The sequence below is a fragment of the Phreatobacter sp. genome (genome assembly GCF_027532945.1).
Lineage (GTDB): Bacteria > Pseudomonadota > Alphaproteobacteria > Rhizobiales > Phreatobacteraceae > Phreatobacter.
On record NZ_JAPZTZ010000017.1, the window covers coordinates 87,231 to 99,346 of the forward strand.

Below are 12,116 nucleotides of genomic sequence, written 5' to 3' on the forward strand. Positions count from 1 at the left end.
TCCGGCGGATCAGCCGCCGAGGTTCATGCGGATGGCGACGGAGCGGGCATGGGCGGACAACCCCTCCGCTTCGCCGAGCGCGATGGCGGCAGGCCCAAGCGCGCGCAACTGGTCCGGTCCGCATTTGAGGATCGAGGTGCGCTTCATGTAGTCGAGCACGCCGAGCCCGGAGGAGAAACGCGCCGAGCGCGCCGTCGGCAGCACGTGGTTCGAGCCGCCGACATAGTCGCCGATGGCTTCGGGCGTGTGGCCGCCGAGGAAGATGGCGCCGGCATTGCGGATGCGGCTCGCCAGGGCGTCGCCGTCGGCGGCGATGATCTCGAGATGCTCGGCAGCGATCCGGTCGGCGAGCGGCACGGCCTCGTCGAGGGTCTCGACCTCGATCACCGCGCCGTAGTCGCGCCAGCTGGCGCCGGCGATTTCGGCGCGGGGCAGGGTGGCGAGCTGGCGGGTGACGGCTGCCTCCACCGCGGCAGCGAGGGCCGGGTCGTCGGTGATGAGGAGGGACTGGGCAGCAGCGTCGTGCTCGGCCTGCGCGAGGAGGTCGGCGGCGATCCAGTCGGGATTGGCGGTTCCGTCGGCGATCACCAGGACCTCGGAGGGACCGGCAATCATGTCGATGCCGACCGTGCCGAAGACCTGCTTCTTGGCGGCGGCGACATAGGCATTGCCCGGCCCCATGATCTTGGCGACCGGGCGGATCGTCTCGGTGCCATGGGCGAGGGCGAAGACGGCCTGGGCGCCGCCGATGCGATAGATCTCGTCGACGCCGGCGAGGTCGGCCGCGGCGAGGACCAGCGGGTTCAGCGTGCCGCCGGGGGCGGGCACCACCATGACGACGCGCGGGCAGCCGGCGACCTTGGCCGGCACGGCGTTCATCAGCACGGAGGAGGGATAGGCCGCCGTGCCGCCGGGCACATAGAGGCCCACCGCCTCGATGGCGGTCCAGCGATAGCCGAGCTCGACGCCGAGCGCGTCGGTGAAGCGGTCGTCCTTCGGCCTCTGCCGCTCGTGATAGGCGCGGATACGGTCGGCGGCGAGGCGTAGCGCATCGAGCGTGCGCGGATCGCAGGCGGCGACCGCCGCGGCGATCTCCTCCGCCGTGACGCGCAGCGTCGCGGGCGTGAGCACCAGCTTGTCGAACTTGGCCGTATACTCGATCACCGCCGCATCGCCGCGGGCGACGACGTCCTGGCCGATGGCGCGCACCACGTCGTTCACCTCTTCCGACACCTCGCGTTTCATCGCCAGCAGGCTGGCGAAGCGGGCGTCGAAATCGGGGTCGCGGGTCGCGAGGCGCAGGGGCATGAGGGGGCCTTTCGGATCGCAGGCAGGCATGGGGGAGGCTCCCCGTCCCGTCAAGTCCCGGAGGTCTCCGTCATCGATCGGGTCGCTTCGCGGGGCGGGGGCTTGAAGCGGCCAAGAGCCTTCGCCATGGTCGCGCGCCTGGAGTGACCCCATGACCGATGCAACCCGTGACACGCCTGCCCCGCTGCCCGGCATGATGCCGGGGAACCTGCCGGAAAATGCGCCGCAGGCGCGGGATTTCAAGCCGGTGGAATGGGCGCGGGACCTGTTGCGCACCATCCGCACCGGGGCGCTGGGAACGCTCGATCGCAACACCGGCCATCCCGTGACGACACTCGCCAATGTCGCCACCGACACGGATGGCGCGCCGGTCATCGCCATCTCCAAGCTCTCCAGCCACACCGCCAATCTCGAGGCGGATGGGCGCGCCTCGCTGCTGCTGGCGCGCATGGGCAAGGGGGACCCCCAGGCCCATCCGCGCCTCACCGTGCTCGGGCATTTCGCGCCGGTGACCGATGAGGCGGTGCGGGCGCGGCTGCGCGGCCGGTTCCTCGCCCGGCACCCCAAGGCGCAGATCTACATCGACTTCCCGGATTTCTCGCTCTGGCGGATGGACGTCGCGGCGGCGCATCTGAACGGCGGTTTCGCCCGGGCTGCTGACCTGACCGCGGCCGACCTGATGCTGGATGTCACGGATGCGGCCGGGCTGATGGAGGCCGAGGCTGGCGCGATCGAGCACATGAATGAGGATCATGCCGAGGCGGTGGCGCTCTATGCCACCGTGCTGGCTGGCGAGGAGCCGGGGCCGTGGAAGCTCACCGGCGTCGACCCGGAAGGCTTCGACCTCGGGGCAGGGGACCGGACCGCGCGGGTTCTGTTCCCGGAGCGGATCACGAGCGGCGAGGCGCTGCACAAGGTTCTGGTTCAGATGGCGCGGCAGGCGCGGGCGAAGGGGTAAAGCCGACAACGATGCTCCCTTAAGCCAGATACCCCTGCAGCACCTGATCGACGATCCCGTCCGCCAGCGCCTCGCGATGGGCGCGGGTTTCGCCGGGCCGCGGCGAGTACCAGACTGCCACCCAGTTGATGGCGCCGAGCAGCGTGCGCATGGCGAGGGAAGGGTCGGGCGCCGCCAGCGAGCCATCGGCCTTGCCGGCCGCGAAGGTGCGGCGGAAGGCGTCCTCATAGGCACGGCGCAGGTCCATCAACTCTTCCAGCGTTGCGCGATGCTCGGCGCTGGTCTCGCCGAAGCGATAGAGATCGACGCCGAGGGTGAGGTTCCGCTGGAAGGTCTGCGTCTCCATCATGCAGAGCACGTGGGCACGGGCCATGCGGCGGAGCCGCGCGGCGGCCGTGCCCGGTCCCGTCTCGTGCACCCCGGCCTCGCGGGCCAGGATCGAGATGGCCCGCCGGAACACCTCGAAGAACAGCTCCGGCTTGGAGCGGAAGTGGTGATAGACGCGGCCCTTGGTGGCGCCGAGCATCTCCGCCACGTCGTCCATGGACGTCGCTTCGTAGCCGCGCCGCATGAAACATTCTGCGGCGGCGGCGAGCACCTCCTCGCGGCGGTCGGCACTGATGCCGTCGTTGGCGGCAATGGGATGCGCGGTCATCCGGCCTCCGGCAGCGGATGGTCGGCGAATTGCCGGCGCAGCGTCAGCTTGGAGATCTTGCCCGTGGCGGTGAGGGGCAGCTGGTCGACGAAGACCACGTCGTCGGGGAGCTGCCATTTGGCGATGGCCTTTTCCAGCGTCGCCAGCACCTCGGCCTTGCTCGGCTCGGCGCCGGGCGCCTTCACCGCGACGAGGAGCGGCCGCTCCTGCCATTTTGGATGCGGCACGCCGATGACGGCGCAGGCGGCGATGCCGGGATGGCCCATGGCGGCGTTCTCGACGTCGATGGACGAGATCCACTCGCCGCCGGATTTCACGAGATCCTTGGTGCGGTCGACGATGACGAGATAGCCGTCGGGCGTGATCTTGGCGACGTCGCCGGTGCCGAACCAGCCGTCGGCGTCGAAGGCGCGGGCGCTGGCCTCGGGGTTCTCGTAATAGCCGGAGATGATGCCCGGACCGCGCACGAAGAGCTCGCCCGAGGCCTCGCCGTCATGGGGCAGCGCCTTGCCCGCCTCGTCGACGATCTTCAGCTCGACGCCGAACATGCGGCGGCCCTGCCGTCCCTTCAGGTCGATGCGCTCCTGAAGCGGCTTGCCCTGGTCCTTGGTGGCGAGGATGCCGAGGGTGCCGACCGGGCTCATCTCGGTCATGCCCCAGCCATGGACGATGGAGACGCCCATGGTTTCGAAGGCCTCGATCATGGCGCGCGGCGCCGCCGATCCGCCGATGATGACCTCGCCGAGGGCGGCGGGCTTGCGGCCGCGCTTCTCGATCTCCTGGAGGAGACCCATCCACACCGTCGGTACGCCCCAGGAGGAGAAGACCTGCTCGCTCTCCATGAGGTCCCAAAGGTTCGGGCCGTCGAGCTTCACGCCGGGCATGATGAGGTTGAGGCCGGTGATCGGCGCCGTGTAGGGGAGGCCCCAGGCATTGACGTGGAAGAGCGGCACCACGGGCAGGATCGTCTGGCCGGTGCGGAGGCCCGGCATGCCCGAGGTCAGCGTGAACAGCGCGTGCAGCATGACCGAGCGCTGCGAATAGAGCGCGCCCTTGGGCTCGCCGGTCGTGCCGGAGGTGTAGCAGAGCGAGACCGCGGCATTCTCGTCGATGCGCGGCCAGGCGAAGGAGGTCGGCTGTCCGGCGAGCAGGTCCTCATAGGCGAGGACGCCCTCGAGGCCCTCGCCCGTGGGCAGATGCGCCCGGTTGCACATCGCCACATAGACGAGGTCCTTCGGCCAGTGCGCCCGCATCTTCGCCACGAGGGGCGCGAGGTTGATGTCGAAGAACAGCACGCGGTCCTGAGCGTGGTTGACGATGTAGGTGAGCTGTTCGGGGAAGAGCCGCGGATTGATGGTGTGGCAGACCGCGCCGATGCCACCCACGGCATAGTAGAGCTCGAAGTGGCGGTAGCCGTTCCAGGCGAGGGTGGCGATGCGGTCGCCTTGCCTCACGCCGAGGGCCTTCAGCGCATGAGCGAGCTGGGCCACGCGCGGTGCCGTCTCGGCATAGGTGGTGCGATGGATGCCGCCCTCGATGGTGGCGGAGACGATCCGCGCATCCGGGTGCATCTCGGCGCCATAGTCGATGGCCGCGGACACGTTCAGCGGCGTGTCCATCATCATTCCGCGCAGCATCGCGGCATCCTCCCTCATGTCGCGCCTTTGCGGCGTCCTTGCTTCGTCGGGGACCGGCGGCCCTCTGCCGGAAGGGGGACGGGCTGAGCGCCCGGACCACCCGGCGGGGGGCTCGACAACGGCCGGGCACCCGAACATACTCCAGAGTATGTCCCTGCCTTGGCGGGGCCGTCAACGACGACAAGCAGGGGGCCGCCGACAAGGCCAAGGCGCCCGCGGGAGGATGCCCATGGATGCCCTCGAAGCCTTCAGGCGCGAGACGCGCGCCTGGCTCGATGCCAATTGCCCGGCCGAGATGCGCACGCCCGTCTCCGGCGATGACGACATCTGCTGGGGCGGCCGCAACTTCGTCTTCAAGTCCGAGGCCCAGAAGGTCTGGCTCACGCGCATGGCGGCGCGCGGCTGGACCGTGCCGGGCTGGCCGAAGGAATATGGCGGCGGCGGCCTCTCCCACGAGGAGGTGAAGGTTCTCAAGGAGGAGATGCGGGCGATCGGCGCGCGCTCGCCGCTGGAGAGCTTCGGCATCTGGATGCTGGGTCCCGCCCTTCTCGCCTTCGGCTCGGAGGCGCAGAAGCAGGAGCATCTGCCGAGGATCGCCCGCGGCGAGATTCGCTGGTGCCAGGGCTATTCCGAGCCCAATGCCGGCTCCGACCTCGCCTCGCTCCAGACCCGCGCCGAGGATGCCGGCGACCATTTCGTCGTCACCGGCTCGAAGATCTGGACGAGCTATGCCGACAAGGCCGACATGATCTTCTGCCTGGTGCGCACCGACTTTTCGGCGCCGAAGCATCTCGGCATCTCGTTCCTGCTGTTCGACATGACCTGGGCGGGCGTTTCGACCAAGCCCATCCTGCTCATCTCCGGCAAGTCGCCGTTCTGCGAGACCTTCTTCGATGGCGTGACAGTGCCGAAGGCGAACCTCGTCGGCACGCTGAACCGTGGCTGGGACATCGCCAAGTACCTTCTCACCCACGAGCGCGAGATGATCGGCGGCGGGGGCGGTGGGTTGCTCGGCGGTCGCTCGCCGGGCCAGGTCGCGGCCAATGAGATCGGCACGGACGGCGAGGGCAAGCTCGCCGATGCCTTCCTGCGCGCCGACGTCGCCCGCGCCGAGGTCGATGCTCTCGCCTTTGCGGCGACAATGGCCCGCTACAAAGACGAGGCGGCCTCCGGCGGCAAGGGCGTCGGCGACCGTTCCGCCGTGCTCAAATACTACGGCACCGAGCTCAACAAGCGCCGCCATGAGCTGCTGATGCGCGCCGCCGGCCATGAGGGTCTCGAATGGGAGGGCGCGCGGTCCAATGACGGCGAGCGGCCGAGGGGCTGGCTGCGCACCAAGGCCAATTCGATCGAGGGCGGCACGTCGGAGGTGATGCTCGACATCGTCGCCAAGCGCCTCCTCCAGCTGCCGAATGCGTGAGGCCGCCATGCTCGTGCTCAATGACGACCAGGTGATGCTGCAGGACGCCGCCCGCGGCTTCGTCTCCGAGAAGGCGCCGGTCGCGGCGCTGCGCAAAATCCGCGACGAGAAGGTCACCGACGGTTTCGACCGCGACCTCTGGCGCTCCATGGCGGAGATGGGCTGGACTGGCGTGCTCGTGCCGGAGGACCAGGGCGGGCTTGGCTTCGGCTTCGTCGGCGCAGGCGTGATCTGCGAGGAGATGGGCCGCACGCTCACCGCCTCGCCCTTCCTCTCCACCGCCATGATGGCGGCGACCGCCCTGTCGCGCGCCGGCTCCCCTGCCCAGAAGGAGCGCTGGCTGCCCGCCATCGTCGCTGGCGAGGCGGTCATCGCCGCCGCCGTGGACGAAGGCCGCCGCCACGATCCCGCTGGCACGGCCATGCGGGCCGAGCGCCACGGCAACGGTTTCCGCCTCTCGGGCACCAAGACCTATGTGGTGGATGGCCAGGCTGCCGATGCCGTGCTGGTCGCAGCGCGCACGGCGGGCGCTGCCGGCGAGACGGGAGGGCTCAGCCTCTTCCTCGTCGAGACCGGCACGAAGGGCCTCTCATCCGAACGCCTCTCGACCCTCGATTCCCGCGGCGCCGCCGAGCTCACCTTCGACGGCGTCGAGGTGACGGCCGATGCGGTGGTGGGCGAGGTCGATGACGGGTTTCCCCTGCTCGAGGTCGTGCTCGGCGCAGGCCGCGCCGGCCTTGCCGCGGAGCTCTCGGGCAATGCCCAGGAGAGCTTCGGCCGCACCATGGCCTACCTGCGTGAACGCAAGCAGTTCGGTCGCACCATCGGTGCCTTCCAGGCCCTCCAGCACCGCGCCGCCCATCTCTTCTGCGAGGTGGAGGTCGCCCGCTCGGCGGTGCTCGCCGCGCTGCAGGCGCTCGACACCGATCCGGCGGGCGCATCGCTCGCCGTCTCCGTCGCCAAGTCGAAGGCCTCGTCCGTTGCCCGGCTCGCGGCGCAGGAGGCGGTGCAGATGCATGGCGGCATCGGCATGACGGATGCCATCGATATCGGCCTGTTCATGAAGCGGATGCAGGTCGCCTCCACCCTCTACGGCGATGCCGATTTCCATGCCGACCGCGTCGCCCGGGCGCGCGGTTTCTGATCCCGAGGACGACCATGGCAGAGCAAGTGACCATCGATGAGCTGAAGGGCCGCATCGGCCAGGAAGTGGGCGTGTCGCAATGGTTCGACATCCCGCAGGCTGCGATCGACGCCTTCGCGGACCTGACCCACGACCATCAGTTCATCCATATCGACGTGGAGAAGGCGAAGCAGACGCCCTTCGGCGGCACCATCGCCCACGGCTTCCTCACCGTCTCCATGCTCTCCGCCATGGCCTATGACGCGCTCCCCGACATTGCCGGGCGCACCATGGGCGTGAACTACGGCTTCGACCGGCTGCGCATGATGAGCCCGGTCAAGGCGGGCGCGCGCATCCGCGGCCGCTTCGTGCTGAAGGCGCTCGATAGCAAGTCGCCCCAGCAGCACCAGCTCACCCATGCCGTGACCGTCGAGATCGAGGGCGCCGAGAAGCCGGCGCTCGCCGCCGACTGGGTCACGCTCGCGTTCACGCAATGAGGACCACCCCATGACCATTCGCTTCGACGGCCGCGTCGCCATCGTCACCGGCGCCGGCAACGGCCTCGGCCGCTCCCATGCCCTCGGTCTCGCGGCGCGCGGCGCCAAGGTGGTGATCGTCGATTTCGGCGGCGCCCGCGACGGCACCGGCGGCTCCACTGAGGCGGCGGAGAAGGTCGTCGCCGAGATCAAGGCGGCGGGGGGCGAGGCGATAGCCCATGGCGCCAATGTCGCCGATTTCGGTCAGGTGCAGGACATGGTGAAGCGCACCATGGACACCTGGGGCCGCATCGACATCCTCATCAACAATGCCGGCATCCTGCGCGACAAGACCTTCACCAAGATGGAGCTCGCCGATTTCGAGGCGGTGGTGGACGTGCACCTGATGGGCACGGTCAACTGCACCAAGGCGGTGTGGGACATCATGCGGGCGCAGAATTACGGCCGCATCCTCTTCACCTCGTCGTCCTCGGGCCTCTACGGCAATTTCGGCCAGGCGAACTACGGCGCCGCGAAAGCCGCCATGGTCGGCCTGATGAACGTCCTCCACCAGGAGGGCGCGAAGACCGACATCCGCGTCAACACGCTCGCCCCGACCGCCGCGACGCGCATGACCGAGGAGCTGATGACGCCGGAGACGCTGGCGCTCTTGAAGCCCGAGGCGATCACGCCGGGCGTGCTCTTCCTCGTCAGCGAGCAGGGGCCGTCGCGCACGATCCTCTGCGCCGGTGCCGGCGCCTTCGCCCGCACGCTCATCTACGAGACCGACGGCATCTGGCTGGACGAGGCCGAGCGCACGCCCGAGACCATCGCCGCGCGCTTCGCCGACATCTCCAACCCCGATGGCCAGAAGGCGCTGCAGGGCGCCTTCGAGCAGACCGCCAAATTCGCCATGAAGGCCGCCGCCGCCAAGGGCATCGCCCTGCCGCCGCGCGGCTGACCACCCGTATCAGGACACGTCAGGAGAGACCCATGCGTGAAGCCGTCATCGTTTCCACCGCCCGCACGGGCCTGGCGAAGTCCTGGAAGGGCGCGCTGAACAACACCCATGGCGCGTCCATGGGCGGCCATGCCGCGAGCCATGCCATCGCCCGCGCCGGGATCGATCCCGGCGAGGTCGAGGACGTCATCGTCGGCTGTGCCACGCCCGAGGGCGCTACCGGCGGCAATATCGCCCGCCAGATCGCGCTGGCCTCAGGCTGCCCGGTCAATGTCTCCGGCATGACCATCAACCGCTTCTGCTCCTCGGGCCTGCAGACCATCGCGACGGCCGCCCAGAACATCATTTCCGGCGAGGCGGACATCTATGTCGCGGGCGGCGTGGAATCGATCTCGCTGGTGCAGAACCAGGCGAACAAGTCGAACGGCCAGGACCCGGCGCTCAAGGCGAAGAAGCCGGAGATCTACTGGTCCATGCTGCAGACGGCGGAGATGGTGGCCAAGCGCTACGGCATCCCGCGCGAGCGCCAGGACGAGTACGGCGTCGAGAGCCAGCGCCGCGCTGCCGCCGCCCGCCAGGGCCGCAAGTTCGACCAGGAGATCGTTCCCTTCACCACGAAGATGCTGAAGTCGGAGATCAACGAGAAGAAGGAGGTCGTGCGCACCTGGGAGGAGGAGGTCACCCTCACCGAGGACGAGGGCATCCGCGCTGACACGACCTATGAGGGCGTCGCCAAGATCCGCCCGGCCCTCGAGGGCGGCGTGATCTCCGCCGGCAATGCCAGCCAGTTCTCCGACGGCGCCTCCATGGCGGTGGTGATGGAGGCGAAGCTTGCCGAGAAGCGTGGCCTCGCCCCGCTCGGCATCTTCCGTGGCTTCGCGGTGGCGGGCTGCGAGCCGGACGAGATGGGTATCGGCCCGGTCTTCGCGGTGCCGAAGCTCCTGAAGCGCGCCGGCCTGCGCGTCGAGGACATCGACCTGTGGGAGCTGAACGAGGCCTTCGCGGTGCAGGTCCTCTATTGCCGTGACAAGCTCGGCATCCCTGCCGACCGGCTCAACGTGAATGGCGGCGCCATTGCCGTCGGCCACCCCTACGGCGTCTCGGGCGCGCGCCTCGCCGGCCACGCCCTCATCGAGGGCAAGCGCCGCGGCGCCAAGCATGTGGTCGTCACCATGTGCATCGGCGGCGGCATGGGCGCTGCCGGCCTGTTCGAGGTCGCCTGACGAAACCGCGCCTCGGCCTTCCGTCGGAGAGGACGGATGGCCGGGCGCCATGGCAGTGTCGCGCTGCCGCATGACAGCGGTGGCGCGCCGACCGGCGCCGCCTCGCATCCGCAGGGAGTTCCGCCTTGGCCACGCCAGTGCCGGCATCCGCCATGATCATCGACGAAGCGGCGCTCGGCGCCTATCTCGAGGCCCACTGGCCGGGCTTCCGCGGGCCGGTGAAGGCGGAGAAGTTCGCCGGTGGCCAGTCCAACCCGACCTTCATGCTGACCCATTCCGGCGGCCGTGCCGTGCTGCGCAAGAAGCCGCCGGGGCAGCTGCTCAAGTCCGCCCATGCCGTCGACCGCGAGTATCGCGTGATGAAGGCGCTCGGCGGCACCGCCGTTCCCGTTCCGAAGATGCATGTGCTCTGCGAGGACGAGAGCGTCATCGGCACCGCCTTCTACGTGATGGAATTCGTCGAGGGCCGGATCATCTGGGACCCGGCGATCCCCGAGGTCTCCAGGGAGCAGCGCTCGGCGATCTACGACGCCATGAACGCGGCGCTCGCCGCCCTGCACATGGTCGATCCGGCGGCCGTCGGCCTCGCCGATTTCGGCAGGCCCGGCAATTATTTTGCCCGCCAGCTGTCGCGCTGGACGGAACAGTACCGCGCCTCGGAGACGGAGCACCTGCCCTATGTCGACCAGGTCATCACCTGGCTCGAGCAGAACCTGCCGCCGGATGACGGCTGCTCCTCGCTCGTCCATGGCGACTACCGCATCGACAACATGATTTTCGCCCAGTCGAGCCCGGAGCTCCTCGCCATCCTCGACTGGGAGCTCTCGACCATCGGCCATCCCTTCGCCGACATCGCCTACCAGTGCATGCACTGGCGGCTGCCCCATGCCGGCTCGTTCCGCGGCCTTGCCGGCATCGACCGCAAGGCTGTCGGCATCCCGAGCGAGGCGGACTATGTGGCGCGCTATTGCCAGCGCACCGGCATCGACGGCATCCCCGACTGGAGCTTCTACCTCGCCTTCTCGCTGTTCCGCATGGCGGCGATCCTGCAGGGCGTGCTGAAGCGGGCGCTGTCCGGCAATGCCTCGAACCCCGAGCGCGCCATGCAGGTGAAGGACAATATCCCGATCCTCGCGCGCATGGCCGTGGACGTCATCGAGAAGGGTCCGTGATGACCGCCATCCGCCGCTACGAGGGCAAGGTCGTCCTGATCACCGGTGCCGCCAGCGGCTTCGGCCGCCGCGCTGCCGAGCGCTTCGCGACGGAGGGCGCCTCGCTGGTCCTCGGCGACATCCAGGCGGCGGGTCTTGCCGAGACCCAGCGCCTCGCGGAGGCGGCCGGTGCGAAGGTCGTCGCCCGCGTGACCGACGTCTCCGACGGGGCGGCCGTTACGGCGCTCGTCGCCGCCGGCACCGATGCCTTCGGCCGCCTCGACGTCGCCCTCAACAATGCCGGCGTGGCCCACGGAACGATGAAGCTCGTCGATACCGACGAGGCGGTCATGCGGCGCATGATCGACGTCAATGTCATGGGCGTTTTCCATGGGATGAAGGCGCAGATCCCGGTCATGGAGCGGCAGGGCGGCGGCGTCATCCTCAACACGGCCTCCGTCGCCGGTGTCGCCGGCGCGCCGCTGCTCGCCGCCTATGCGGCGGCCAAGCACGCGGTGATCGGCCTGACCAAGACGGCGGCCGCCGAGACCGCGCGCAAGGGCGTGCGCATCAATGCCATCTGCCCGGCCTTCGCCGAGACGCCGATGCTCACCCAGTCGCTCGCCCAGCCCGGCCGGACGCAGGAGGAGATGGTCTCGCGCCTCGTCCAGACCATGCCGATGCGCCGCGCCGGCACGGCCGACGAAATCGTCCAGGCCATGCTGTGGATCTGTTCGGACGAGAATTCCTTCATGACCGGCCACGCCCTCGTGGTCGATGGCGGGCTCACGGCGCTCTGAGGCCGGCCTTCAGTTCACCGTGCGGTGGGCAAAGGGGCTGTCGAGCGAGAAGGCCGGGATCTCCGCGTGGAAGCTCTCGTTGCGCTCGCTGACCATCAGGTAATGCCCGGCCATGATGCCGGTCGGCGTGGTGAGCGGGCATCCGGACGAATATTCGAAGGCGGCGCCCGGCTCGATGATCGGCTGCTCGCCGACGACGCCCGGCCCGCGCACCTCCTGCAGCCGCCCGATCTGGTCGGTGATGCGCCAGTAGCGGGCGCGCAGCTGCACCCGCTCGCCCGACAGGTTCAGGATCTCGACGTGATAGGCCCAGAAGAACTGGTTGGAGTCCGGTTCCGACCGGTCGGGCAGGAATTCCGGCGTCACCGTGACCTGGATGCCCCGCGTCAGCGCGCGATACATCG

Annotated in this window: 12 protein-coding genes; 8 read left to right on the forward strand and 4 right to left on the reverse strand. The window is 69.2% G+C overall.

Features of this window, described 5'->3' with window-relative positions; genetic code table 11:
* Positions 1–9 precede the first annotated feature (9 nt).
* Complete coding sequence (hisD, locus tag O9344_RS13565; RefSeq protein WP_298478106.1) at positions 10–1,308, reverse strand: histidinol dehydrogenase; 1,299 nt, start codon at positions 1,306–1,308, stop codon at positions 10–12.
* A gap of 151 nt (positions 1,309–1,459) precedes the next feature.
* Here hisD and O9344_RS13570 point away from each other — a divergent pair, with 151 nt between their 5' ends.
* Positions 1,460–2,266: a DUF2470 domain-containing protein gene (locus tag O9344_RS13570; protein ID WP_298478110.1), complete on the forward strand. Its 807-nt coding sequence runs from the start codon at positions 1,460–1,462 to the stop codon at positions 2,264–2,266.
* A gap of 19 nt (positions 2,267–2,285) precedes the next feature.
* Here O9344_RS13570 and O9344_RS13575 read toward each other — a convergent pair whose 3' ends face one another.
* Both O9344_RS13575 and O9344_RS13580 read right to left on the reverse strand, forming a co-directional pair.
* On the reverse strand, positions 2,286–2,921 hold the full coding sequence (locus O9344_RS13575) for a TetR/AcrR family transcriptional regulator (RefSeq protein WP_298478113.1): 636 nt from the start codon (positions 2,919–2,921) through the stop codon (positions 2,286–2,288).
* Positions 2,918–4,558: a long-chain-fatty-acid--CoA ligase gene (locus O9344_RS13580; protein WP_298478116.1), complete on the reverse strand. Its 1,641-nt coding sequence runs from the start codon at positions 4,556–4,558 to the stop codon at positions 2,918–2,920. Before O9344_RS13580 ends, O9344_RS13575 begins: the two co-directional genes overlap by 4 nt.
* A gap of 229 nt (positions 4,559–4,787) precedes the next feature.
* Here O9344_RS13580 and O9344_RS13585 point away from each other — a divergent pair, with 229 nt between their 5' ends.
* From O9344_RS13585 to O9344_RS13615, 7 genes are all read left to right on the forward strand, one after another.
* The gene (locus O9344_RS13585; RefSeq protein WP_298478119.1) at positions 4,788–5,978 is read left to right on the forward strand and encodes an acyl-CoA dehydrogenase family protein; all 1,191 of its coding nucleotides are present in this window, start codon (positions 4,788–4,790) and stop codon (positions 5,976–5,978) included.
* 7 nt (positions 5,979–5,985) lie between these two features.
* On the forward strand, positions 5,986–7,122 hold the full coding sequence (locus O9344_RS13590) for an acyl-CoA dehydrogenase (RefSeq protein ID WP_298478122.1): 1,137 nt from the start codon (positions 5,986–5,988) through the stop codon (positions 7,120–7,122).
* Between the two features lie 14 nt (positions 7,123–7,136).
* A complete protein-coding gene (locus O9344_RS13595) occupies positions 7,137–7,598 on the forward strand; it encodes a MaoC family dehydratase (protein ID WP_298478125.1) in 462 nt (153 codons plus the stop codon).
* Positions 7,599–7,608: 10 nt separating this feature from the next.
* Positions 7,609–8,538 carry an SDR family NAD(P)-dependent oxidoreductase gene (locus O9344_RS13600; protein ID WP_298478128.1) on the forward strand — a complete coding sequence of 310 codons (930 nt, stop codon included), beginning with the start codon at positions 7,609–7,611 and terminating at the stop codon, positions 8,536–8,538.
* 32 nt (positions 8,539–8,570) lie between these two features.
* On the forward strand, positions 8,571–9,761 hold the full coding sequence (locus tag O9344_RS13605) for an acetyl-CoA C-acyltransferase (RefSeq protein WP_298478130.1): 1,191 nt from the start codon (positions 8,571–8,573) through the stop codon (positions 9,759–9,761).
* Positions 9,762–9,913: 152 nt separating this feature from the next.
* Positions 9,914–10,933: a phosphotransferase gene (locus tag O9344_RS13610; RefSeq protein WP_298478553.1), complete on the forward strand. Its 1,020-nt coding sequence runs from the start codon at positions 9,914–9,916 to the stop codon at positions 10,931–10,933.
* The gene (locus O9344_RS13615; protein ID WP_298478133.1) at positions 10,933–11,712 is read left to right on the forward strand and encodes a glucose 1-dehydrogenase; all 780 of its coding nucleotides are present in this window, start codon (positions 10,933–10,935) and stop codon (positions 11,710–11,712) included. Before O9344_RS13610 ends, O9344_RS13615 begins: the two co-directional genes overlap by 1 nt.
* A gap of 9 nt (positions 11,713–11,721) precedes the next feature.
* On the opposite strand, the gene apaG is transcribed toward O9344_RS13615, so the two are convergent.
* A complete protein-coding gene (gene apaG, locus O9344_RS13620; protein WP_298478136.1) occupies positions 11,722–12,114 on the reverse strand; it encodes a Co2+/Mg2+ efflux protein ApaG in 393 nt (130 codons plus the stop codon).
* Between the last annotated feature and the right edge of the window lie 2 nt (positions 12,115–12,116).

Bases quoted from the DNA above. Each gene is read 5' to 3' on its own strand.
- hisD (WP_298478106.1), bottom strand. From the start codon at position 1,308: ATGCCCCTGCGCCTCGCGACCCGCGACCCCGATTTCGACGCCCGCTTC.
- O9344_RS13570 (WP_298478110.1), top strand. From the start codon at position 1,460: ATGACCGATGCAACCCGTGACACGCCTGCCCCGCTGCCCGGCATGATG.
- O9344_RS13575 (WP_298478113.1), bottom strand. From the start codon at position 2,921: ATGACCGCGCATCCCATTGCCGCCAACGACGGCATCAGTGCCGACCGC.
- O9344_RS13580 (WP_298478116.1), bottom strand. From the start codon at position 4,558: ATGCTGCGCGGAATGATGATGGACACGCCGCTGAACGTGTCCGCGGCC.
- O9344_RS13585 (WP_298478119.1), top strand. From the start codon at position 4,788: ATGGATGCCCTCGAAGCCTTCAGGCGCGAGACGCGCGCCTGGCTCGAT.
- O9344_RS13590 (WP_298478122.1), top strand. From the start codon at position 5,986: ATGCTCGTGCTCAATGACGACCAGGTGATGCTGCAGGACGCCGCCCGC.
- O9344_RS13595 (WP_298478125.1), top strand. From the start codon at position 7,137: ATGGCAGAGCAAGTGACCATCGATGAGCTGAAGGGCCGCATCGGCCAG.
- O9344_RS13600 (WP_298478128.1), top strand. From the start codon at position 7,609: ATGACCATTCGCTTCGACGGCCGCGTCGCCATCGTCACCGGCGCCGGC.
- O9344_RS13605 (WP_298478130.1), top strand. From the start codon at position 8,571: ATGCGTGAAGCCGTCATCGTTTCCACCGCCCGCACGGGCCTGGCGAAG.
- O9344_RS13610 (WP_298478553.1), top strand. From the start codon at position 9,914: ATGATCATCGACGAAGCGGCGCTCGGCGCCTATCTCGAGGCCCACTGG.
- O9344_RS13615 (WP_298478133.1), top strand. From the start codon at position 10,933: ATGACCGCCATCCGCCGCTACGAGGGCAAGGTCGTCCTGATCACCGGT.
- apaG (WP_298478136.1), bottom strand. From the start codon at position 12,114: ATGTATCGCGCGCTGACGCGGGGCATCCAGGTCACGGTGACGCCGGAA.